The 22646-nt window shown below is 71.7% G+C and carries 22 protein-coding genes; 16 read left to right on the top strand and 6 right to left on the bottom strand.

The window, feature by feature from the left end; all coding sequences use genetic code 11:
* Positions 1–362 precede the first annotated feature (362 nt).
* Positions 363–1043 (bottom strand): hypothetical protein, encoded by a 681-nt coding sequence (locus tag K7862_RS37470; RefSeq protein WP_262412950.1) that lies wholly within the window; start codon positions 1041–1043, stop codon positions 363–365.
* 118 nt (positions 1044–1161) lie between these two features.
* On the opposite strand from K7862_RS37470, the gene hemL reads away from it, so the two are divergent.
* From hemL to ccsB, 7 genes are all read left to right on the top strand, one after another.
* A complete protein-coding gene (gene hemL, locus K7862_RS11130; protein ID WP_222962362.1) occupies positions 1162–2469 on the top strand; it encodes a glutamate-1-semialdehyde 2,1-aminomutase in 1308 nt (435 codons plus the stop codon).
* On the top strand, positions 2466–3185 hold the full coding sequence (locus K7862_RS11125) for a histidine phosphatase family protein (protein ID WP_222962314.1): 720 nt from the start codon (positions 2466–2468) through the stop codon (positions 3183–3185). The genes hemL and K7862_RS11125 overlap by 4 nt, the downstream gene beginning before the upstream one ends.
* A 597-nt stretch (positions 3186–3782) precedes the next feature.
* Entirely contained in the window at positions 3783–5087 is a 1305-nt protein-coding gene (locus K7862_RS11120; protein WP_222962313.1) for a polysaccharide deacetylase family protein, read from the top strand.
* A gap of 105 nt (positions 5088–5192) precedes the next feature.
* On the top strand, positions 5193–5804 hold the full coding sequence (locus K7862_RS11115; protein ID WP_222962312.1) for a TlpA family protein disulfide reductase: 612 nt from the start codon (positions 5193–5195) through the stop codon (positions 5802–5804).
* 16 nt (positions 5805–5820) lie between these two features.
* The gene (locus K7862_RS11110; RefSeq protein ID WP_222962361.1) at positions 5821–6579 is read left to right on the top strand and encodes a cytochrome c biogenesis CcdA family protein; all 759 of its coding nucleotides are present in this window, start codon (positions 5821–5823) and stop codon (positions 6577–6579) included.
* 4 nt (positions 6580–6583) lie between these two features.
* On the top strand, positions 6584–8317 hold the full coding sequence (gene resB, locus K7862_RS11105) for a cytochrome c biogenesis protein ResB (protein WP_222962311.1): 1734 nt from the start codon (positions 6584–6586) through the stop codon (positions 8315–8317).
* On the top strand, positions 8314–9417 hold the full coding sequence (ccsB, locus tag K7862_RS11100) for a c-type cytochrome biogenesis protein CcsB (protein ID WP_222962310.1): 1104 nt from the start codon (positions 8314–8316) through the stop codon (positions 9415–9417). Before resB ends, ccsB begins: the two co-directional genes overlap by 4 nt.
* Positions 9418–9447: 30 nt before the next feature.
* On the opposite strand, the gene K7862_RS11095 is transcribed toward ccsB, so the two are convergent.
* Positions 9448–9849 carry a PLD nuclease N-terminal domain-containing protein gene (locus K7862_RS11095; RefSeq protein ID WP_222962309.1) on the bottom strand — a complete coding sequence of 134 codons (402 nt, stop codon included), beginning with the start codon at positions 9847–9849 and terminating at the stop codon, positions 9448–9450.
* A 90-nt stretch (positions 9850–9939) separates the two neighbouring features.
* Between K7862_RS11095 and K7862_RS11090 the strand changes: the two genes are divergently transcribed.
* Both K7862_RS11090 and mqnP read left to right on the top strand, forming a co-directional pair.
* Positions 9940–11397 (top strand): menaquinone biosynthesis decarboxylase, encoded by a 1458-nt coding sequence (locus tag K7862_RS11090; protein ID WP_222962308.1) that lies wholly within the window; start codon positions 9940–9942, stop codon positions 11395–11397.
* Positions 11398–11577: 180 nt separating this feature from the next.
* Complete coding sequence (mqnP, locus tag K7862_RS11085; RefSeq protein WP_222962307.1) at positions 11578–12498, top strand: menaquinone biosynthesis prenyltransferase MqnP; 921 nt, start codon at positions 11578–11580, stop codon at positions 12496–12498.
* 85 nt (positions 12499–12583) lie between these two features.
* Here mqnP and K7862_RS11080 read toward each other — a convergent pair whose 3' ends face one another.
* Both K7862_RS11080 and K7862_RS11075 read right to left on the bottom strand, forming a co-directional pair.
* Positions 12584–13690, bottom strand: coding sequence for a hypothetical protein (locus K7862_RS11080; protein ID WP_222962306.1), 1107 nt, complete (start codon positions 13688–13690; stop codon positions 12584–12586).
* A 178-nt stretch (positions 13691–13868) separates the two neighbouring features.
* Positions 13869–14456, bottom strand: a complete 588-nt coding sequence (locus K7862_RS11075; protein WP_372461555.1) for a rhomboid family intramembrane serine protease — start codon at positions 14454–14456, stop codon at positions 13869–13871.
* A 188-nt stretch (positions 14457–14644) separates the two neighbouring features.
* On the opposite strand from K7862_RS11075, the gene K7862_RS11070 reads away from it, so the two are divergent.
* The 6 genes from K7862_RS11070 (at position 14645) to K7862_RS11045 (ending at position 18978) form a co-directional block, all read left to right on the top strand.
* The gene (locus K7862_RS11070) at positions 14645–15367 is read left to right on the top strand and encodes a UbiX family flavin prenyltransferase (protein WP_222962304.1); all 723 of its coding nucleotides are present in this window, start codon (positions 14645–14647) and stop codon (positions 15365–15367) included.
* Between the two features lie 82 nt (positions 15368–15449).
* The gene (locus tag K7862_RS11065; RefSeq protein WP_222962303.1) at positions 15450–15905 is read left to right on the top strand and encodes an Lrp/AsnC family transcriptional regulator; all 456 of its coding nucleotides are present in this window, start codon (positions 15450–15452) and stop codon (positions 15903–15905) included.
* Between the two features lie 76 nt (positions 15906–15981).
* Entirely contained in the window at positions 15982–17145 is a 1164-nt protein-coding gene (gene mqnE, locus K7862_RS11060) for an aminofutalosine synthase MqnE (protein ID WP_222962302.1), read from the top strand.
* A gap of 165 nt (positions 17146–17310) precedes the next feature.
* A complete protein-coding gene (locus tag K7862_RS11055) occupies positions 17311–17832 on the top strand; it encodes a GNAT family N-acetyltransferase (RefSeq protein ID WP_222962301.1) in 522 nt (173 codons plus the stop codon).
* A 124-nt stretch (positions 17833–17956) separates the two neighbouring features.
* Complete coding sequence (locus tag K7862_RS11050; RefSeq protein ID WP_222962300.1) at positions 17957–18259, top strand: DUF4229 domain-containing protein; 303 nt, start codon at positions 17957–17959, stop codon at positions 18257–18259.
* Between the two features lie 134 nt (positions 18260–18393).
* Positions 18394–18978, top strand: coding sequence for a TetR/AcrR family transcriptional regulator (locus tag K7862_RS11045; protein WP_222962360.1), 585 nt, complete (start codon positions 18394–18396; stop codon positions 18976–18978).
* Between the two features lie 40 nt (positions 18979–19018).
* Here K7862_RS11045 and K7862_RS11040 read toward each other — a convergent pair whose 3' ends face one another.
* Together K7862_RS11040 and K7862_RS11035 are read right to left on the bottom strand one after the other, a co-directional pair.
* Positions 19019–19879: a MaoC/PaaZ C-terminal domain-containing protein gene (locus tag K7862_RS11040; RefSeq protein WP_222962359.1), complete on the bottom strand. Its 861-nt coding sequence runs from the start codon at positions 19877–19879 to the stop codon at positions 19019–19021.
* A 5-nt stretch (positions 19880–19884) separates the two neighbouring features.
* Entirely contained in the window at positions 19885–21201 is a 1317-nt protein-coding gene (locus K7862_RS11035) for a 3-oxoacyl-ACP reductase (protein ID WP_222962299.1), read from the bottom strand.
* A gap of 98 nt (positions 21202–21299) precedes the next feature.
* On the opposite strand from K7862_RS11035, the gene K7862_RS11030 reads away from it, so the two are divergent.
* Positions 21300–22580, top strand: coding sequence for an acetyl-CoA C-acetyltransferase (locus tag K7862_RS11030; protein WP_222962298.1), 1281 nt, complete (start codon positions 21300–21302; stop codon positions 22578–22580).
* Positions 22581–22646 lie beyond the last annotated feature (66 nt).

The following is a 22646-nucleotide window of genomic DNA, read 5'->3' as shown; positions in this document are numbered from 1 at the left end:
CCGGGCTGCGCGGAAGCGGTCCGCCGGCGTCCGGAAGCGGTCGCCCGGCGCGTGGACAGTGGCCGGCGGCGGCCGGTGACGCCGGTCACGGGAAGCGGCAAAGGAAGCCGAAATCGAAGTGTTCGGGAAATGCCGTGGCGACCGGCGAAACGGGGTGCCGTTCCACCGCCTTTTCCGGTTCCCGGGAAATCACACCGAGGTCATTTCCGGGGTGCCCCAGGGCCCTGGCGCGTGTGCCCGCCGTTGCGGCGATCCGCCAGACCGAATCCGTCCGAAACGGGCGAACGTCCGTTCGCCGAAGGGCGGTTCGAGTGCCGCCGAAAGGCGGTCCGAAGACCGGGGTGGGCCGGGCTGGGGGTGCGCTACGGCCAGACGAGGCAGTAGAGCTGGTGGCCGGACTCCTCGCAGCGACGGGCGAAATCCTGCCATTCGTGGAGCATCTGGTAGATCACGAACGCGTCGCGCGGACCGCGCCGGTCTGGGACCGTCGACCAGATGAAGGCCGCGGCGCCGAGCGACTCCTCGTCGGCCTTGCGCAGCGGCTCGACCACGGAGGCCGGCAGCCGGACCACCGCGTAGTCGGGGTGGAGCACCACGAGCTCCAGCGGGGGCACCTTGGACGGGGCTATGCCCTCGATGCCGGTGAGCACCATGGCGGCCATCGTCTCCGGCTTGACCTTGGTGTACATGCCCTGGCCGAGTTCGTCGCCACCGAGTTCCTCGGGCCGCATGGAGATCGGGACGCGGGCCGCAGTGGCGCCGTCGGGCGCGCCGAAGTACTTGTAGGTCACCCCCACTCGGCCACCCCTGCTCCTGCCTTCTGCGGTCGGTCCTGCGGTCGATCGGCTTGCCTGCGTGCGCTGTTCGCGCCGTTCGTGGTGGTGCTCGTGATGCTCGGTGCGCCCTGCTTCGTGGTCCTCGGTGCCGCGGTCCACGGGGATGGGCCGGTCCTGGGGGGCTCGGCGCCGCCTGCCCGTGGGACCCGGGTGCTCCGGGTCGCGGTCGCCCGGCCCGTCACCCCGTCCGCCACCACGTTGCTGCATTCCACTACCCGACCATCTGGTGACCCAACCATGCAACCCGATCATCGTCTCAGATGCACGGTTGAGACGTTACGGCGCAACGCCCGGCATTTGAGAGCATGTCCGCGTGAGCAATCCCGTGAGCTATCCGTACGAAGCACCAGTGTCCCAGGAACTCTTCGACCGCGCGGCGGCCGTGACGCCAGGAGGCGTGAACTCCCCGGTGCGGGCGTTCCGCGCCGTGGGCGGTACGCCCCGTTTCATGGTGTCCGGTGCCGGTGCGTACCTCACCGACGCCGACGGACGGGAGTACGTCGACCTCGTCTGCTCCTGGGGTCCCATGATCCTCGGCCACGCCCACCCCGAGGTGATCGCGGCCGTCCAGGCCGCGGTGGCCCGCGGCACGTCCTTCGGCACGCCCGGCGAGGGCGAGGTGGCGCTGGCCGAGGCGATGGTGGCCCGCGTCGAACCGCTGGAGCAGGTCCGGCTGGTGTCCTCGGGCACCGAGGCGACCATGTCCGCGATCCGCCTGGCGCGCGGTTTCACCGGCCGCACCAAGGTCGTGAAGTTCGCGGGCTGTTACCACGGTCACGTCGACGCCCTGCTGGCCGCCGCCGGTTCCGGCGTCGCCACGTTCGGGTTGCCCGACACCCCGGGGGTGACGGGCGCGCAGGCCGGCGACACGATCGTGCTGCCCTACAACGACATCGACGCGGTCCGCCAGGCGTTCGCCGCCCACCCCGGCGAGATCGCCTGCGTGATCACCGAGGCGTCCCCCGGCAACATGGGCGTCGTCCCGCCGGGCGACGGGTTCAACGCCGCGCTCAAGGAGGTGTGCGCGGCCGACGGCGCGCTGTACATCTCCGACGAGGTCATGACCGGCTTCCGGGTCGGCAAGGCCGGCTGGTACGGCCTCGACGGCGTGCGCCCCGACCTGATGACCTTCGGCAAGGTGATGGGCGGCGGCTTCCCCGCCGCGGCGTTCGGCGGCCGCGCCGACGTCATGGCGCAGCTCGCGCCCGCCGGGCCCGTCTACCAGGCCGGCACGCTGTCCGGGAACCCGGTCGCCACGGCCGCCGGGCTGGCGCAGCTGCGGCTGCTGGACGACGCCGCGTACGCGAAGGTGGACGCGGTGTCGCGGGAGATCCAGGGCCTGGTGACCCAGGCGCTGTCCAAGGAGGGCGTGGCGCACCGGCTGCAGAACGCCGGCAGCATGTTCTCCGTCTTCTTCACGGACCAGCAGGTCCGTGACTTCGACGACGCGAAGAAGCAGGAGGCGTTCCGCTACACCGGCTTCTTCCACTCGATGCTGGCGCAGGGCGTCTACCTGCCCCCGTCGGCGTTCGAGTCCTGGTTCGTGTCGACCGCACACGACGAGCGGGCCGTGGAGCGGATCGCCGCCGCGCTGCCCGCCGCCGCACGTGCCGCAGCGGAGGCCCACGCATGAGCAGCACCACCGGTACCGACGGCAGCACCGGCAGCACCTCCGGCGAGGAACTGACCGTCGTCCACCTGATGCGTCACGGCGAGGTGCACAACCCCGGCGGCGTGCTGTACGGGCGGGCGCCCGGCTACCACCTGTCCGAGCTCGGCCGGAAGATGGCCGACCGGGTCGCCGAGCACCTGGCCGGCCGCGACATCCGCCACGTGGTCGCCTCCCCGCTGGAGCGCGCCCAGGAGACCGCGGCGCCCATCGCCGCCTCGCACGGGCTGCCCATCGCTACGGACGCGCGGCTCATCGAGGCGGAGAACCGTTTCGAGGGCAAGACCTTCGGCGTCGGCGACGGCGCGCTGCGCAAGCCCGCGAACTGGAGGTACCTGACGAACCCGTTCCGGCCGAGCTGGGGCGAGCCGTACGTCGAGCAGGTCGTGCGGATGATGGCGGCGCTCGGCGCGGCCAGGGACGCGGCGCGCGGCCACGAGGCGGTGTGCGTCAGCCACCAGCTGCCGATCTGGGTCGTCCGGTCCTTCGCCGAGCAGCGGCGTCTGTGGCACGACCCGCGCAAGCGGCAGTGCACGCTGGCGAGCCTCACGACGTTCACGTTCCAGGGCGACGCGATCGTGTCCGTCGGCTACAGCGAGCCGGCGATCGATCTTGTGCCGGCGCATTTGAGGGCGGGGGCGAAGCCGGTGAAGGGGGCGGGGAAGGCCTACGGGGCGTAGGCGCCCAGCTCGCGCTGGTACCGCCACCTCCTCCCGGCCCCCGCTCGGGGCTGCACCCCGCGCCCCCCACGGCCTCCGGGGTGCCCCCGAGCCGCCCTCGCCGTCCTCCCCCCGGTGGCCGCTCCTCGCGCCCCTTCGGGCTCTGGGATGCCCCTGCGGTGCGTTCCCGTCCTCCGCCCGGTGGTGGGTTGCCCGCACTGGGGACACCTCCCGGGCGGAGCCTGGGGGACCCCGCGCCCCTGGCGGGGCTTGCTCGGTTGCTGGCGGCGGGGCCAGTCCGGGGTCCGTAGGAGTGCCCGGGACACCCGGGAGGGGGTACTCCGGTGGCTGGGTCGGGGGGAGTTGGGTGGGATGAGGGGGAGCGGGGCGCTCGGGGTCGCGGGGGGTGAGGCCAAGGCGTGGGGGATAACTCGGAGAGGCTAAAGCGGAAGGCGAACCAGTGATACGGATGGGCCGTCCAGGGGAGGCGGCCGAGCATATTGTCATATTGGACGTAACCATGAGGAACCTGTGGACGTCATGGAGGGTGACCACTCTTCTTGTCCGGAGTCGGCCCCCCTGACCAGGTCGGGCCGGGACGCGAGAAACGGGGACCGCATGAGCCTCATGAGCCGAAGGGCACTGCTGACCACCACCGCCGGAGCCGCCGCGGGACTCGCCGTCGCCGGGTGCGGCTCGCAGAAGGGCGAGAAGGCGGCCCCGCCACCCGCCCGCAAGACCGGTGAGAAGTCCGGCGCCAGCGGCGCCCACCAGCCCGAGAACACCGTCACCCTGATCGGCGACGGCTCCACCGCCCACACCGGAGCCCAGCCCAACCAGCCCACCGTCGACCGGCTGCAACCCGGCCAGACGCCCCCGCAGTTCGTGATCTTCTCCTGGGACGGCGCGGGGGAGGTCGGGAACGGGCTGTTCCCGCGCTTCCGCAAGCTGGCGGCCGACCACGGCGCCTCCATGACCTTCTTCCTGTCCGGCCTCTACCTGCTGCCGGAGGGCAAGAAGACCGCCTACGACCCGCCGAACAACCCGCTGGGCGCCAGCGACATCGGCTACCTCACCGACGAGCACATCAAGGCGACGCTGGACAACGTCCGGCAGGCCTGGCTGTCCGGTCACGAGATCGGCACCCACTTCAACGGCCACTTCTGCGCCGGCCGGGGAAGCGTCGCCCGCTGGGACGCCACGCAGTGGCAGAGCGAGATCGAGCAGGCGAAAGCTTTCGTCACCACGTGGAAGACGCACACCGGCTGGACCGACCACGACCCGCTGCCGTTCGACTACGAGGCCGAGCTGGTCGGCGGCCGCACGCCCTGTCTGCTCGGCCAGGACAACCTGCTGCCCACCGCCAAGGCGCTGGGCTGGCGGTACGACGCCAGCTCGCCCGGCGGCAACCAGATCTGGCCCACCAAGCGCCAGGGAGTGTGGGACCTGCCGCTGCAGCTCATCCCGTTCCCGGGCCACTCCTTCGAAGTGCTGTCGATGGACTACAACATGCTGGCCAACCAGTCCCACGCGGCCACCAAGTCCGACCCGCGCAACTACCCGGGGTGGCGCACCCAGGCCACCGCCTCGTACATCGCCGGCTTCCAGCGGGCGTACGAGACCAACCGGGCGCCCATGTACATCGGCAACCACTTCGAGCAGTGGAACGGCGGCATCTACATGGACGCCGTCGAGGAGGCGTTCAAGCACATCGCGTCGGTCGCGGAGAAGAACAAGGACGTCCGGCTGGTCTCCTTCCGGCAGTTCGTCGACTGGCTGGACGCGCAGGACCCGGCGGTGCTGGACCACCTGCGGACGCTGGAGGTCGGCGAGAAGCCGAGCGGAGGCTGGAGTACCTTCATGTCGGCGTCGGCGACGTCCACCACGGGTGCGCAGAAGGCGGCTGTGACGACCGCCACCTGATCATCGGACGACCGTCACCTGATCCTTACTTGGGGCAATTGCCGTTTTTGGGGTCGGTGCCGGGGGTGCGACAGATCGCCACAAGGGCCATGCGAAACTTTTCACATGAGTCCTACGCGCGCCCCCCGGCGCCGCGCCGTCCGCGGCGCCGCGGCCCTCGCCGCCGGCGCCGCACTTGTGCTGTCCGCGGCCGCCTGCTCGTCCGGCTCGTCCTCGTCGCCCAAGGACGGCACCAACTTCGTCGGCGGCAGCGGCGAGATCATCACCGTCAAGCCGGCCGACCGCAAGCCCGCGCCCGCACTCGGCGGCAAGACCGTCGACGGGGGCACCGCGCAGCTCTCCGCGTACAAGGGCAAGGTCGTGGTGATCAACGTGTGGGGCTCGTGGTGCTCGCCCTGCCGTGCCGAGGCGCCCAACCTGGCCCAGGTCGCCAAGAGCGACGAGACCAAGGGCGTGCAGTTCCTCGGCATCAACACCCGTGATCTCGACGTGAGCAACGCGGTCAGCTTCGACAAGCGGTTCGGCATCGGGTACCCGAGCTTCTACGACCCGTACGGCAAGCTGATCGGGCAGTTCCCCGACGGCACCCTCAACCCGCAGGCCATTCCGTCCACCCTGGTCGTCGACCGGCAGGGGCGCATCGCGGCGCGCGTGCTGAAGGCGCTGAGCGTGGACGAACTGAACCAGCTGATCGACCCGATCGCCGCGGAGAAGTGACGTGGCCGGCGGCACGATGAGCGTCCTCGCGGCGGACCCCAGCCAGACGGTGCTCACCGGAGCGCTGCTGGCCGCGATCCCCGTCGCGATGTTCGCGGGGCTCATCTCCTTCTTCTCGCCCTGCGTGTTGCCTCTGGTCCCCGGCTACCTGTCCTATGTGACCGGAGTCACCGGCACCGATCTCGGCGAGGCCCGGCGCGGCCGGATGGTGGCGGGCGCCTCGCTGTTCGTGCTCGGCTTCAGTGCCGTGTTCGTCTCCGGCGGCGCCCTGTTCGGCAACTTCGGCATGACCCTGCAGGAACACCGGGACGTGCTGACGAAGGTCTTCGGCGGGCTCACCATCGTGCTCGGCCTGGCCTTCATGGGGTTCGTCGGCGGTGTGACCCAGCGCGAGTTCCGCTTCCACATCAAGCCCGCCATGGGCCTGGCCGGGGCGCCGGTGCTCGGTGTGCTCTTCGGCCTCGGCTGGACGCCGTGCATCGGGCCCACCCTCGGCGCGGTCAACACGCTCGCCTTCCAGGACGCCAGTGCCGGGCGGGGCGCCCTGCTGATGGTGTTCTACTGTCTAGGTCTGGGCGTGCCGTTCATCGTCGCGGCTGTCGCCTTCCGCCGAACCCTCGGCGCGTTCGCGTGGGTCAAGCGCCACTACGTGTGGGTCATGCGGCTGGGCGGCGGCATGCTCGTCGCCGTCGGCGTCCTGCTGGTGACCGGCGTGTGGGACCACATCACCTACCAGATGCAGATCTGGTCGAGCAGCTTCACCCCAGGGGTCTGAACCCATGAGCATCACGCAGAAGAACGGCGGCGACCCGGAGGCGCCCCCCGCCACGTCCGAGAACGAGGAACTCGGGGCGGCCGGCGCGCAGCTCAGTACCCAGCCGACCGACACCCTGGCGCAGACGCCCGGGCTCGGCGTGATCGGCTGGCTGCGCTGGATGTGGCGCCAGCTCACGTCCATGCGGGTGGCGCTGATCCTGCTCTTCCTGCTGTCGCTGGCGGCGATCCCCGGGTCGCTGATCCCGCAGCACTCCGACCAGCTCAAGGTCGACGCGTTCAAGCAGAAGCACCCCACGATCACGCCGCTGTACGAGCGGCTGGGGATGTTCCACGTCTACAGCTCGCCGTGGTTCTCCGCGATCTACATCCTGCTGTTCGTCTCGCTGGCCGGCTGCATCGTCCCGCGCACCTGGCAGTTCGTCGGGCAGCTCCGGTCGAAGCCGCCGGCCGCGCCGCGCAACCTGACCCGGCTGCCCGCCTACAGCACCTGGCACACCGACGCCACGCCCGAGCAGGTCACGGCCGCCGCCGAACGCGCGCTGCGTGGCCGCCGCTTCCGCACCAGCACGTCCGGCAGTTCGGTGGCGGGCGAGAAGGGCTACCTGCGCGAGGCCGGCAACCTGCTGTTCCACGTGGCGTTGTTCGGGCTGCTGATCGCCTTCGCGGCCACCTCACTGGAAGGGGCCTCGGGCGGCAAGCTGATCGTCGAGGGCGACGGCTTCACCAACAACCCGACGCAGTACGACGACTTCAACGGCGGCACGCTGTACGGCAAGGACGACCTGAAGCCGTTCGGCTTCAACCTGGACAGCTTCGACGCGGCCTACGCCACCAGCGGCCCCGAGCGTGGTTCCGCCCGGATGTTCCGGGCCAACATCCACTACTGGAACGGCGCCGACGGCAAGCCGGTGAAGGGTTCCATCTCCGTCAACCACCCGCTGAGCATCGGCGGCGAGAAGGTCTACCTGATCTCGCACGGCTACGCGCCGGTGGTCACCGTGCGGGACGGCCAGGGCAACGTCGCGTTCCACGGCCCGGTGCCGTTCCTGCCGCAGGACAACAACGGGACGGCGACCGGCGTGGTCAAGGTCCCGGACGCGCTCGGCAAGGACGGCAAGCCGGACGAGCTCGGCTTCACCGGGTTCTTCACCCCCACCGGTGACACCGCGCTGGGCCCCCGGTCGGTGTTCCCCGCGCTCGACCACCCGATCCTGTGGCTGTCCGCGTTCCACGGTGACCTGGGCATCGACTCGGGCATCGCGCAGAACGTGTACCAGCTCGACACCACCCACATGAAACAGCTCGACATCGGCAGCAAGTCCGGGATGAGGGGTGACGCGCTCACTCCCGGCGGCCGGATCGTGCTGCCGGACGGCCGCGGCACCCTGACCTTCGACGGGGTCAAGACCTGGGCCAGCTTCACCGTCTCCCACCAGGCCGGCAACGACTGGGCCCTGTTCAGCGGCGCGGCCGCGATCCTCGGCCTGATGGGCTCGCTGTTCATCCAGCGCCGCCGGATCTGGGTGCGCGCGGTGCCCTCCGAGGGCGGCGACACGCTCGTGGAGATGGGCGGCCTCGGCCGCAGCGAGTCCGCCCGCATCGCCGACGAGCTCGGCGACGTCGCCCTGCAGCTCCAGCCGGACGCACCCGCGAAACCGGACCCCGGCGACCCGGCCGACGACGGCCTCCCCGACGATTCCGCCCCTCAGCCCGCAGACGAAGGAGCCCGCGCGTGAACATCGCTGCCGCGGTCAACGAGAACTTCGCGAACTACAGCAACTACCTCATCCGCTCGGCGATGTTCGTCTACGCGCTCGCCTTCCTCGGGCATCTGGCCGAGTGGGTGTTCGGCGGTCGCAGCAAGATCGCCACGCAGTCCGCCGCGCTGACCGCCGAGGCGGCGGGTCAGGGGGAGGGCGGGCAGGGCGCCGCGGGCGGGGTGGCCGTCAAGGTCACCACGCGCGGCGGCACCACCACCCTGGAACGGCCCAAGGTCGTCACCCGCGCGTCGGCGAGCGACCGCGGGATCGCCGACGGCCCGGGCGCGGCCGGAAGCTCCGAGCGGGGCGACCTGTACGGCAGGATCGCGGTCTCCTTCACGATCCTCGCCTGGCTGCTGCACTTCGGCGGCGTCGCGCTGCGTGCGGCCTCGGTGCAGCGCGCGCCGTGGGGCAACATGTACGAGTTCTCCACGACCTTCGGCATGGTCGCGGTCGGCGCGTACCTGCTGCTGCTCGCGCTGAAGAAGGACGTCCGCTGGATCGGGCTGTTCCTCACCACGACCGTGCTGCTGGACCTGGGCCTGGCCCTGTCGGTGCTCTACACCTCCAGCGACCAGCTCGTGCCGGCGCTGCACTCGTACTGGCTGTGGATCCACGTGTCCTGCGCGATCATCTCCGGCGCGGTGTTCTACCTGGCGGCCGTCGGCAGCCTGCTGTACCTGTTCCGGGACCACTTCGAGGTGGCGCTGACCGCCGGCCGGGCCCAGGAGGGGCGCTGGGGCGACATCATGCGCCGGCTGCCGTCCGCGGCGACCCTGGACAAGTTCGCGTACCGGATGAACGCGCTGGTCTTCCCGCTGTGGACGTTCACGATCATCGCCGGCGCGATCTGGGCGCAGGCGGCGTGGGGCCACTACTGGGAGTGGGACCCGAAGGAGACCTGGTCGTTCATCACCTGGGTCGCGTACGCCGGTTACCTGCACGCCCGCGCGACGGCCGGCTGGAAGGGCCGCAAGGCCGCCTACCTGGCGCTGGCCGCGTTCGCCTGCTTCCTCTTCAACTACTACGGCGTGAACATCTTCGTGACCGGCAAGCACTCCTACGCCGGGGTGTGACGAAGAGGGCCGCTCTTCGGCCGGGGGAGGTCACTCGCCCTCGGCGGAGGGGCGGCCGTCGCCGTCCCGGCGGTTCTGGTTGAGCCGCTCGCTCAGTGAACGCAGGAACGCGGGGTTGTCGTCCGGCGGGATCCAGTCCTCGGATGGCGCCCGCAGCGGCTGCCCGGCAGGACCGGGGCGGTCGCCGCGGTCGGCCCGGTTCGCGCGGTGCCACTCGGCGGGCGTCGCGCCCGCGGGCCCCACCCGGCCGCGGCGCCGGCCTATCAGCAGCCAGGCGAGCGGACCGATCAGCACGGTGCCGAAGAACAGGATGATGAGCACCCAGACCACCTTGGGCAACCCGCGCACGTCCCGCTCGGGCGTGCCCAGGCAGTCCACGAAGGCGTAGATCCACAGCGCGAACAGCACGAGGTACGGCAGGTAGCGCAACACGGTTCGGTGTCCCCCTCGAGTTGCGGGGCTCCGAACCACCCCGCGACGACCCCCAAGCGTACGGCGTGCACGGAATGGAAGACTGAGCCCATGGCTTACGACGATCTCCGCTCGTTCCTCCGGGCACTGGAGAAGGACGGCGACCTGCGCCGGATCACCGCCGAGGTCGACCCGTACCTGGAGGTCGGCGAGATCACCGACCGGGTCAACAAGGCCGGCGGCCCCGCGCTGCTCTTCGAGAACGTGCGCGGCTCGGTCGCCCCGCTGGCGATGAACGTCTACGGCACCGACCGCCGGTTGCTGAAGGCGCTGGGCCTGAACGCCTACTCCGACATCAGCGACAAGATCGCCGGGCTGCTCAAGCCCGAACTGCCGCACGGCTTCGTCGGCGTGCGCGAGGCGTTCGGCAAGCTCGCCGGGATGATGCACGTTCCGCCGAAGAAGGTGAAGGCGGGCGACGCGCCGGTGCAGGAGGTCGTGCTCACCGGCGACGACGTCGACCTGGACAAGCTGCCCGCGCTCTTCACCTGGCCGCAGGACGGCGGTTCGTTCTTCAACCTGGGCCTGACGCACACCAAGGACCCCGAGACCGGCGTCCGCAACCTGGGCCTGTACCGGCTGCAGCGGCACGACCGCCGCACCATCGGCATGCACTGGCAGATCCACAAGGACAGCCGCAACCACTACCAGGTGGCCCAGCGCCGGGGCGAACGGCTGCCGGTGGCGATCGCCTTCGGCTGCCCGCCCGCGGTCACCTACGCCTCGACGGCGCCGCTGCCCGGGGACATCGACGAGTACCTCTTCGCCGGTTTCGTGCAGGGCAAGCGGGTGGAGCTGGTCGACTGCAAGACGGTGCCGCTGCAGGTGCCCGCGCAGGCCGAGGTGGTGCTGGAGGGCTGGCTGGAGCCCGGGACGATGCTGCCCGAGGGGCCGTTCGGCGACCACACGGGCTTCTACACCCCGCAGGAACCGTTCCCCGCGCTCACCATCGACTGTGTGACGATGCGCAAGCGGCCGCTGTTCCAGTCGATCGTGGTGGGTCGGCCGCCGACCGAGGACGGGCCGCTGGGCCGGGCCACCGAGCGGTTCTTCCTGCCGCTGCTGAAGATCATCGTGCCGGACATCGTGGACTACCACCTGCCGGAGGCGGGCGGTTTCCACAACTGTGCGATCGTCTCGATCGAGAAGAAGTACCCGAAGCACGCGCAGAAGACGATGCACGCGATCTGGGGAGCGCACATGATGTCGCTCACCAAGCTGATCGTGGTGGTGGACGCCGACTGTGACGTGCACGACCTCCACGAGGTGGCCTGGCGTGCGCTGGGCAACACCGACTACGCGCGCGACCTGACGGTCGTCGAAGGGCCGGTGGACCATCTCGACCACGCCTCCTACCAGCAGTTCTGGGGAGGCAAGGCAGGCATCGACGCCACCCGCAAACTGCCCGAGGAGGGCTACACGCGGGACGGCGGCTGGCCCGAGATGGTGCTGTCGGATCCCGATACGGCGGCGTTGGTGGACAAGCGCTGGAAGGAGTACGGCCTGTGAGCGACGCACACGAGGCAGCCGGGCAGCAGGTGTCGGCGAAAGCCGCGCCGTTGAGCCGAGTGGGCGGAGAAGCGAACGGAGGCAGGCTGTGAGCGACGCACACGAGGCAGCCGGGCAGCAGGTGTCGGCGAAAGCCGCGCCGTTGAGCCGAGTGGGCGGAGAAGCGAAGGGAGGCAGGCTGTGAGTCAGGTGGCGGCGGAGGATCTGTTCGGGCCGGGGCCGCGGCCCGAGGGGAAGGTGCGCGCCTTCCTGCGGCTGGTGATGATCGAGCACTCCGTCTTCGCGCTGCCGTTCGCGTACATCGCCGCGCTGACCGCGATGTACCGCGACGACCGGCATGTGCACTGGTCCGAACTGCTGCTGGTCACCGTCGCGATGGTGGGCCTGCGCACGTTCGCGATGGCGTGCAACCGGATCATCGACCGGGAGATCGACGCCCGCAACCCGCGCACCGCGACCCGCGAACTGGTCACCGGCGCCCTGTCGGTGCGCACCGCGTGGACCGGCGCGCTGGTCGCCGTGGTGGTCTTCCTGAGCGCGGCCGCGCTGCTCAACCCGCTGTGCCTGGCGCTGTCGCCGCTCGCGGTCGTGCCGATGGTGGTGTACCCGTACGGCAAGCGGTTCACGAACTTCCCGCACGCGATCCTGGGGCTGGCGCAGGCCATGGGCCCGGTCGGGGCGTGGCTCGCGGTGACCGGCTCCTGGTCGTGGGACGCGGTGATCCTGGGCCTCGCGGTGGGCGTGTGGATCGGCGGGTTCGACCTGATCTTCGCCTGCCAGGACGTGGCGGCCGACCGCGCGCACGGCGTGATGTCGGTGCCGGCCCGCTTCGGCATCCCGGCCGCCCTGTACGGGGCGCGGGCCTCCCACGCCGTCACCTCCGGCCTGCTGGTCTGGTACGGCGCCGCGACCGGTGCGGGCGCGTTCTGGTGGGTGGGCCTGGCGATCGTGATCGGCGCCTTCCTCTACGAGCACGCGATCGTCACGCCGCACGACCTGTCCCGGCTCAACCGGGCGTTCTTCACGGTGAACGGCGTGATCGGCATCACCCTGTTCGTGTTCGCCCTCTGCGACCTGATCTCCCGCGGCCTCGGGGGATAGCGGCGGCCCGACGACCTGATCCGCCAAGGGCGCGGCCCCGGACCTCGACGGTCCGGGGCCGCGCCCTTCGTGACTGCGGGACGGGTCAGAAGCCGCTGGACGAGCCGTCGTCCGACGAGCCCGGCATCTGCGACATGAACAGGCCCATGATGTCCTGCGGGTTGAGGACCTGGGCGCCGGCGGGCGCGCTGATCGACTTCGCGCTGCCGTCCAGCGAGAGCGTGATCGGGAGCTTGCCGTGGGCCTGGTCGTCGAGCTGGGCTATGTCGAAGGTCACCGCGGACAGCGAACCGCCCTTGATGGCCACGTCCACCGACAGCGTCTTGTCGGGCGCGCCGCTCGGGTCCAGGGACTTGGCGTTGTAGCCCGGGATGTCCTTGAGGACCGGCGTGAGGCTGTCGGACAGCGCCTTGGCGAGCTGGCGCGCGGGGGCGCTCACCTGGACGTGGTCGGCGCCGTCGCGGTTGCCGAGGTCCTTGTAGGTGACGTTGGTGGTGAGGGCCTTCTTCAGGGCCGCCCAGATCTTCTTCTGCGTCGCGGCGTCCACCGACGGGGTGCCGGTGAGGCCGGACAGCGGCGAGTCGGCGGAGCCGGACGAACCGCCGGACGCCCCGGCCAGGCTCTTGGCGAACTGCTGGAACGCCTTGGGGTCGATGGTCACCCACTGGCCCTTGATCGCCGCCTTCACCGAGGCGAGGGAGGACGGCAACTGGTCGGACTGGCTGAGGAACTGGTCGAAGGCGGTGTTCCCGCCGGTCGGCCCCAGCTTCTCCAGGCCCTTGAGGTCGACCCGCAGGTACGCCTTCTGGTTGACGTAGCGGATCTCGGCGAGGCTGGACGCCCCGGAGCCGTCGTTGGACAGGGCGAACGCGAAGGCGCCGTTCTTGCCGTCCTTGGCGCCGTCCTTGCCGAGCAGGCTGAACGACTTCTGCGAGCTGACGGAGAGCGAGAGGTTCAGCGTCGCCAGCAGCTTGGCGTTGTCCCGGGAGAAGTCGTCCTCGTCCTTCAGAGCGGCGTAGATGTCGTCCGCGGAGCCGTCGAAGCCCAGGCTCATGGTGACGGTGTTCTGCTTGCCGAGCTTCTCGAAGGCGTTTTCGACCTTGCCCTGGGGCGTGGTCGTGTCCGACCCGCAGGCGACGGCGCCCACGGATATCAGGGCCACCACTCCGGCGGCAGCCAGGCCCTTGCGCATGGTGATGATGGCGAACTCCTCGGAAGCTTTGGGAAATCTTTGCGGAATCTGAGCTGGAGAAAGACTACTGGTGTTCCTGCCGCCGTCTCACGGGGGTTTCCGAGGCGTTCGGGCGGCTCTTCGCTGCCGGGTTCCGGAAACGTGACGGCAAGTCAGGACCGCGCGGGCGCACCGGACTTCAACCGGCGGCCGCGCTCACGGAGGGACGTGTCCGGAACAGGAAGGCCGCCGCCACCCCGCCGATCAGCCCGAACAGGTGGCCCTGCCAGGAGACTCCGGTCGCGCTCGGCAGCACGCCCCACAGGATCGAGCCGTAGAGGAGACCGACGATCAGGCCGACCACCACGTCCAGCGCGCGGTGGTCGGCGAAGCCGCGTATCAGCAGGTAGCCGAAGAGGCCGAAGACCAGACCGGACGCGCCGGCGGTGTTGGTGTGCGCGGGGGCGACGAGCCACACGCCGAGCCCGCTGACGACGATGACGGTGAACGCCACCGCGAGGTAGCGCCCGATGCCGCGCAGCGCGGCGATGAAGCCGAGCACCAGCAACGGCAGGCTGTTGGAGGCGACATGGCCGAACCCGAAGTGGGTGAACGCGGCGGGCACGATGTCCAGCAGCTCGCCGCTCCTGCGCGGGGTGATGCCGAGACTGTCGAGGCGGTGCCCGGAGATGACGTCGATCGCTTCGAGCACCCAGAGCAGGGCCACCCAGCCGGCGGCCAGCGCCGCGGCGGCGGTGACCTTCGTGCTCGCGCGCAGGGGCGCCAGCGCGAGGTCCGCCAGCCCCGTCCGGGGCCTGGCGGGTCTGCCCGCGGTCTGTCCGTACGTCACCGCATCCCCCCTGAGGTCCAGCGGCCCGGTTCCCTCATCTGACTCCAACGCCGTCCGGGCCCCCGCGGTTCCCGCCCGGACGCCTCGATCGGGTGACACTCGCGGCCAGGGCCTAAGCTCGACGCGTGAGACGAGGAAGCGACGGCCGGCCGGGCGAACGCAGGCCCTGGGTGGTCGGTGTGTCCGGCGCATCGGGCACGCCGTACGCCGCGGCCGTGCTGCGCGGGCTGCTGCACGCCGGTGAGGAGGTCGACCTGGTGGTCAGCCGGGCCGCGCGCCTGACCCTGCTGGACGAGACCGGCCGCGCCTTCCGTGACGCGCACTGGCGCGAGGACCTGGCCGCCTGGCTGGCCCGCGGCGCCGACGGCAGCCCGGACTTCTTCCCCGCGGCCCCCGATCTGTCCGGCGTCCGCCACTGGCCGGCCGGCGACCTGGCGGCGGGCCCGTCGTCCGGGTCGTACCCGGTCCGCGGCATGCTCGTCGTCCCCGCCAGCACCGCCTGTGTGGCCGGGGTGGCGCTCGGCCTGTCCAAGGACCTGCTGCAGCGCGCCGCGAGCGTCACGCTCAAGGAGCGCAGGCCGCTGGTGATGGCGGTGCGCGAGACCCCGCTGAGCGGGCAGACGCTGCGCCACCTGGTCACCCTGGACGACGCCGGCGCGGTGGTGCTGCCGGCCTCCCCGGCGTTCTACTCCGGCCCCGCGCACATCCAGGACCTGGTGGACTTCGTCGCCGGCCGGGTGCTGGACGCCGTGGGCGTCCCGCACAAGCTGTACCGCCGCTGGGAGGGCGAGCTGGGCGGCGGCCGGGCGACGGGTGACAACCAGGCCGAAACCGCACCAGCGGAGTAGATGCGCAGGGCACACACCCGTTGATGCCTTAGATTCTTGTCCAGACAGCGCAGTCACGGGACGAACGGGAGGGTCCATTCTGATGGACGCGGTGGACAGACAGCTCATCCAGGCGTTGCGTGAGAACGGTCGCGCGTCCTACGCGGAGCTGGGCCGGCTGGTCGGCCTGTCGGGCCCGAGCGTCACCGACCGCATCAACCGGCTCGAACAGGCCGGGGTGATCACCGGCTACCGCGCCACCGTCGCGCCGGCCGCCCTCGGTCTCGGCGTGACCGCGCTGGTCGGCCTGCAGCTGTCCGACGCCGCCGACCACGAGGAAGTGGCGCGCCGGCTGCGCGATCTGGAGGAGATCGAGGACTGCTGGTTCATCGCCGGCGACGACTCCTACATGCTCAAGGTCCGGGTCGGCGACGTCGACGGTCTGGAGCACACCATCCGCCGGCTGTCCGGGACCAAGGGCGTGGCCAGGACCCGGACCACGATCGTGCTGTCCACCAAGTGGGAGAACCGGGTCGGCGAACTGCCCGAAGAGGTGTAGGGCGCGCCGAGCCGCCGCGGGCGGCAGGCGTATCGTCGATCGGGCCGACCGATCGCGGCGCAGGAGGAGACGACACATGGACGCCGGGCTGAAGCGCGAGCTCGAGGAGAAGGTCTACGCAGGGGAGCGGCTGACCCGTGAGGACGGCATCGCCCTCTACGCGTCGGACGACCTGGCGTGGCTGGGCGGCCTCGCCCACCACGTGCGGACGCAGAAGAACGGCGACGTCGTCCACTTCAACGTCAACCGTCACCTGAACATGACGAACGTGTGCACCGCGTCGTGCGCGTACTGCTCCTTCCAGCGCAAGCCGGGGGAGAAGGACGCCTACACGATGCGGATCGAGGAGGCCGTCAAGCTCGCCAAGGCGATGGAGGGCGACAACCTCACCGAGCTGCACATCGTCAACGGCCTGCACCCGACGCTTCCGTGGCGGTACTACCCGCGGTCGCTGAAGGCCCTCAAGGAGGCGCTGCCGCAGGTCTCGCTGAAGGCGTTCACCGCCACCGAGATCCACCACTTCGAGACGATCTCGGGGATGTCCGCGTCCGACATCCTCGACGAACTCATCGACGCCGGGCTGGAGTCGCTGACCGGCGGCGGCGCGGAGATCTTCGACTGGGAGGTCCGGCAGCACATCGTGGACCACCGCACCCACTGGGAGGACTGGTCCCGGATCCACCGGCTGGCGCACTCCAAGGGCCTGAAGACCCCGGCGACCATGCTGTACGGGCACATCGAGGAGCCCCGGCACCGCGTCGACCACGTGCTGCGGCTGCGTGAACTGCAGGACGAGACGGGCGGGTTCCAGGTCTTCATCCCGCTGCGGTACCAGCACGACTTCGTGGACATGAAGGACGGCAAGATCCGCAACCGGCTGCAGGCGCAGACCACGATGGCGACCGGCGCCGAGGCGCTGAAGACCTTCGCGGTCTCCCGGCTGCTGTTCGACAACGTGCCGCACGTGAAGGTCTTCTGGGTCATGCACGGCCTGTCCACCGCGCAGCTCGCCCTCAACCACGGCGCGGACGACATGGACGGCTCGGTCGTCGAGTACAAGATCACCCACGACGCGGACGACTTCGGCACGCCCAACAAGCTGACCCGCGACGACATCCTGGAACTCATCCGGGACGCCGGCTTCCGGCCGGTCGAGCGCAACACCCGCTACGAGATCATCCGCGAGTACCCGGGCCCGGACGCGTCGCGCCGGGAGACCCCGCAGCCGATGCGCGCCTGAGGCCAGGGGCGGCCCGGGACTCGGGCCGCCCCGGGGACCCGGACACCAGCGAAGGGCCCGCACCCGGCGGACGAGCCGGGTGCGGGCCCTTGGTGTGACGAGAGCGACACCGGGCGGGGCCGGGGCCGTCCGGTACTCCGAGTGCGTAATGGATACTGTGGACCTATGACCCTTACGTGCCAGCTCGACCCCGCGATCGACGACGAGGTGCGGGACGGCATCAGCGCGCTGTGGACCGACGTGTCCAACGCGGGCGGTGCCGTCGGCTTCGTGCCGCCCGTCACCGCCGACGACATCCGGCCCGACCTCGAACGGTCGCTCGGCGAGCTCGCGGCGGGCCGCCGCCGGCTGCTCCTCGGCCGCGACGAGGACGGCCGGATCGCCGCGACGGCGTTCCTGACGTACAACAGCCACCGCCTGATGGGGCACTGGATATGGCTGTACACGGTGATGGTCCACCCCCGTCACCAGGGCAAGGGGTACGGCCGCACGCTGATGGCGGCCGTCGAGGGGGCCGCGCGCACCCTCCCCGGGATCGAGGCGGTCCGGCTCACCTGCCGCGGCGGCACCGGGGTCGAGCACTTCTACGCCGGGTGCGGCTACAAGGAGGTCGGGCGGGTCCCGAACGCGATCCGGGTGGCCCCCGGCGACGACCGCGACGACATCGTCATGCTGCTCACCCTGTGAGATCGGTCGCGCGGCGTGCCCGGTGACGCCGAACGACCCCGCCTGACCTGGCGCGACCCGGCCCGGTGCCGGTGGACCCGGCCCTGCGGCACGCGTCGCCGCCGGCGCGTGCTTCACTGGATCCATGCTCCGTTACACCGCACTGCGCTTCGGCCTCATCGTTGCCAGCTTCGGCGTCATCTGGGGCCTGGTCCGGCTGCGCGTCCTGCCGGCCGGGCTCGGTGACTCGAACTACCTGTGGGTGGGTCTGCTCGCCCTCGTCGTCTCCGCGCCCCTGAGCTGGGTGCTGCTGCGCGGCGTCCGCGAGCAGGCGGCCGTGCAGGTCTCCGAGCGCGTCGAGCGCACCAAGGCGAACTTCGCCGCGGCCGCCGGCGAGGAGGACGAGGCCGACGAGGCCGCCCGCACCTCGGAGCCCCACACCGCCTGATCTCTCGGTAGGGCATCTCTCGGTAGGGCCAGCCGGACAGGCCCTACGCTTGCGCTCGGGGGAACGCGAGGGGAGAGGTGGGGCTGGTGGGGACGCAGAGCAAGCGGGTACCGCGGGCCGTGCGCGAACAGCAGATGCTGGACGCGGCGGTCGCGACGTTCGCCCGGCGGGGGTACCGCGCGGCGTCGATGGACGAGATCGCGATCGCCGCGGGCGTCAGCAAGCCCCTGGTCTACCTCTATCTGAACTCCAAGGACGCGTTGTTCAGCGCGTGCATCCGGCGTGAGGCCGACGCCCTGAAGGCGGCCGTGTGGGGCGCGGTCGAGCCCGGCGCCACCGCCGACCGGCAGCTCTGGACCGGGCTGCTCGCCTTCTTCGAGCACACCGCCGCGCACCCCGAGGGCTGGGCGGTCCTCTACAGCCAGGCCCGGACGGTGGGCGAGCCGTTCGCCGAGGAGGTCTCCGCGATGCGCGCGGAGATCGTCGAGTTCGTCCGGGTGCTGATCGCCGCCGCGGCCGAGGACGCGGACTGCGACCCCGCACTGGCCGACCGCGAGGTGGCCGCGCTGGCCCACGCCCTGGTCGGTGCCGCCGAGTCGCTGGCCGGCTGGGGCGCGGCCTTCTCCGGCCGGGAGAACGCCGCGACCATGATGAACTTCGCGTGGGCGGGCCTGGGCAATCTGATGCACGGGCACCGCTGGGAGTCCTCCGCGCGCTGATCCCCCCGGTGAATCGCGGCCGTCCCCGTCCGAGCCGCCGTCAGCTCTCCGTGCGGCCGGTGACGTGCAGCCCGGCCCGCGAGCGCACCTCGAACCGCGGGCCGTCCGCGGCGTACTCCACCGTCGAGGGCAGCAGCACCGGCCGGCGGAATTCCGCGGTGATACGCGTGGCTCCCGGGGCCGCGGCGGCGCAGCGGGCCACCGTCCACATGCCGTGCACGATTGCCCGGGGGAAGCCGAGCGGCCTGGCCGTCACCGGGTGCAGGTGGATGGGGTTGTAGTCGCCGGACACCCGGGCGTGCCGGCGGCCCAGGTCGGCCGGCAGCCGCCAGGTGTCCACCACCGGCAGCGGCCCGTCCGGTGCGGCGGGACCGTCGGGATCGGCGTGATCGGGCGCCGCCGCCCGCGTCTCGTCCACGGCGTGCCGGGCCAAGTAGGTGCTGCGGTCGGTCCACACCACCGCGCCGGCGAGCCGCGCCTCGGTGACCATGACCACCTCGGTGCCGCGCCGATGGCTTCGCAACTCCGCCGCGTGGACCACGAGTTCCGGCCGGTCCGCCACGGTCAGCCGGACGTGGGCCACGATGTCGACGGAGGTGTGCACCAGGCCCATCAGCGGCAGCGGGAAGCCGCGCGCTGCCATGATCCGCGCGGCCAGCGGGAACCCCAGGATGTGCGGGTAGGTCAGCGGCAGTTCTGCGTCCCCGGCGTCCCCGGCTGCCCCGGCGTCCCCTGACGCCGGCCGCGGGAAGCCGCACACCCGCGCGTAGGCGGCGACCCGCGCCGGGGCGATCGGCACACCGGGTTCGGTGAGCCGCACGTCGGGCAGCGGGGAGGCGGGGGACGGCCGCTTGCCGACTCCGGTGACCGCACCCAGCGCGAGGGTGAGCAGCAGCGCCATCGTCCTCACGCCCCCAACAGCGACTGGCCGCACACCCGGACCACCTGGCCGGTGACCCCGCCGGAGCCCGGCCGGGCGAACCAGGCGACCGTCTCGGCGACGTCCACCGGCAGCCCGCCCTGGCCGAGGGAGTTCATCCGGCGCCCGGCCTCGCGGATGAACAGCGGGACCGCGGCGGTCATCGACGTCTCGATGAACCCGGGGGCGACGGCGTTGACGGTGATCCCGCGCTCGCGCAGCTCGGGGGCCGCCGCCTGCGCCCGGACGAATCCGATGATCCCGGCCTTGGACGCCGCGTAGTTGGTCTGGCCCGCGTTGCCCGCGATCCCGCTGATCGAGGCGGTGGCCACGATCCGCGCCCCGGCGTTGAGCGTGCCCGCCTTCAGCAGGTGCCCGGTGGTGCGCAGCACGCTGTTCAGATTGACCTCCACCACCGCGTCCCAGCGGTCGCCGTCCATGTTGGCGAGCTTGCGGTCGCGGGTGATCCCGGCGTTGTGGACCAGCACGTCCAGGCCGTCGGGGAGGGCCGCCGCGATCCGTTCCCCGGCGTCGTCCGCGGTGATGTCCAGCGGCAGCGCGGTGCCGCCGAGTCGGGCGGCGACCGCGGCCAGCGGCTCGGCGGCCTGCGGTACGTCCAGGCAGACGACGTGCAGCCCGTCGCGGGCCAGCGTCTCGGCGACGGCCTCGCCGATGCCGCGGGCGGCCCCGGTGACCAGGGCGGTGCGCGGGCGGACCACCGGTTCCCCGGCTGGGGCGTGCTCGGCCGGGTCGTCGTCGGCGGCGTCGCCTTCCGCAGCCGCGGGGGTCGCGGGCGCCGGGCCGATCTCGATGACCTGACCGCTGACGTACGCCGACTTCGGGGAGAGCAGGAACTCCAGGGTGGACGCGGCCGCGGCACCGGGCGCCAGACGCAGCAGCTGCACCGTCCTGCCCCGCCCGATCTCCTTGCCGAGCGAGCGGACGATGCCCTCCAGCGCCTGCTGCGCGGCGGCCTGGTGGACGTCGGCGGCGTCCGGCAGCGCGCCCAGCACGACCACGCGGCCGCACTCCGCGAGGCCGCGGACCAGTGGGTGGAGTGTGGTGTGCACACCGCGCAGCCCCGCCGGATCGGTGATGCCGGTCGCATCCAGGACGATGCCCGCGCAGCCGCCGGGCCCGGGGGCGGGAGGCGCCTGGCCCGCGGTCAGCCGCAGCACCGGGCCGTCGAGTTCGGGACGGGCGGCGGACCAGCGGCGCAGGGGCGTCGGCTGGGGGAGGCCGAGGCTCCGGGTGAGGAAGCGGCCGGGAGCCGTACCGGTGAAGCGAAGGTAGCGATCGGCCATTGGCCTTCTCCTTACTCTGGAGTAAGTTTACCGGCGGTAAGGCTACTGGTGAGTTACCGCTCAGGCCAAGAGCGGCCAGCGCAGTCCCGGGAGACCGCATGCAGACCGTCCGCCGTGTCGCCGTCGTCGCCGGCAACCGCATCCCCTTCGCCCGTTCTGACGGCCCGTACGCCACCGCGTCCAACCAGGACATGCTCACCGCCGCCCTCGACGGCCTCGCCGAGCGCACCGGCCTGGTCGGCGAGCGCGTCGGCGAGTTCGCGGCGGGCGCGGTCCTCAAGCACAGCCGCGACTTCAACCTCGCCCGGGAGACCGTGCTCGGGTCGGTGCTCGCTCCCGACACGCCCGCCTACGACGTGCAGCAGGCCTGCGGCACCGGCCTCCAGGCGGTGTTCGCCGTCGCCGCCAAGATCGCGCTCGGCGTCATCGACTGCGGCATAGCGGGCGGCGCCGACACCACCAGCGACGCCCCGCTCGGCGTCAACGACGACCTGCGGCGCACCCTGCTCGCCGCCCGCCGCGCCAGGTCGCTCGGCGGCCGGGCCCGCGCCCTCGCCGGGATCCGCCCCCGGCACCTGGTGCCCGACATCCCGCGCAACGCCGAACCGCGGACCGGTCTGTCGATGGGGGAGCACGCGGCGATCACCGCCGAGCAGTGGCACGTCACCCGCCAGGCGCAGGACGAGCTCGCCGCCGCCAGCCACCAGCGGCTCGCCGCCGCGTACGACCGCGGCTTCTTCGACTCCCTGGTCACCCCCTACCGGGGCCTGGAGCGCGACCAGAACCTGCGGCCCGGCTCCAGCGTCGAGAAGCTGGCCCGGCTCCGGCCTGTGTACGGCGGTCCCGAGGGCACCATGACGGCGGGCAACTCCACGCCGCTCACCGACGGCGCCGCGGTGGTGCTGCTGGCGAGCGACGAGTGGGCGGCCGCGCACGGCCTGACCCCGCTGGCCTACCTCAGCGCCTACGAGACCGCGGCCGTGGACTTCGTGTCGGGCGACGAGGGCCTGCTCATGGCCCCGGCCTACGCCGTGCCGCGGATGCTGGCCCGGGCCGGTCTCGGACTGGCGGACTTCGACCTGTACGAGATCCACGAGGCGTTCGCCTCCCAGGTGCTGGCCACGCTCGCCGCCTGGGAGGACAAGGACTACTGCGTCCGGCGCCTCGGCCTGGAGGGGCCGCTGGGGACGATCGACCGCGACCGGCTGAACACCGCCGGATCGTCGCTGGCCACCGGCCATCCGTTCGCCGCGACCGGTGCGCGGATCGTGGCGACCCTCGCGCAGCTCCTCGCCGAACGCGACTCCCCCGGCCGCGGCCTGGTCTCGATCTGCGCCGCCGGAGGCCAGGGCGTCACCGCCGTCCTCACCCGCCCGTGAAGCAGCCCGCGCCGCGACCCGTGCGGTGATCCGCCCGGCCACCCGTCCAGCCGCCCGTGCGGCGAT

The sequence above is a fragment of the Actinacidiphila acidipaludis genome, from assembly GCF_019890725.1.
Classification (GTDB): Bacteria; Actinomycetota; Actinomycetes; order Streptomycetales; family Streptomycetaceae; genus Actinacidiphila; species Actinacidiphila acidipaludis.
This window is presented reverse-complemented; position numbering and strand designations above follow the sequence as displayed.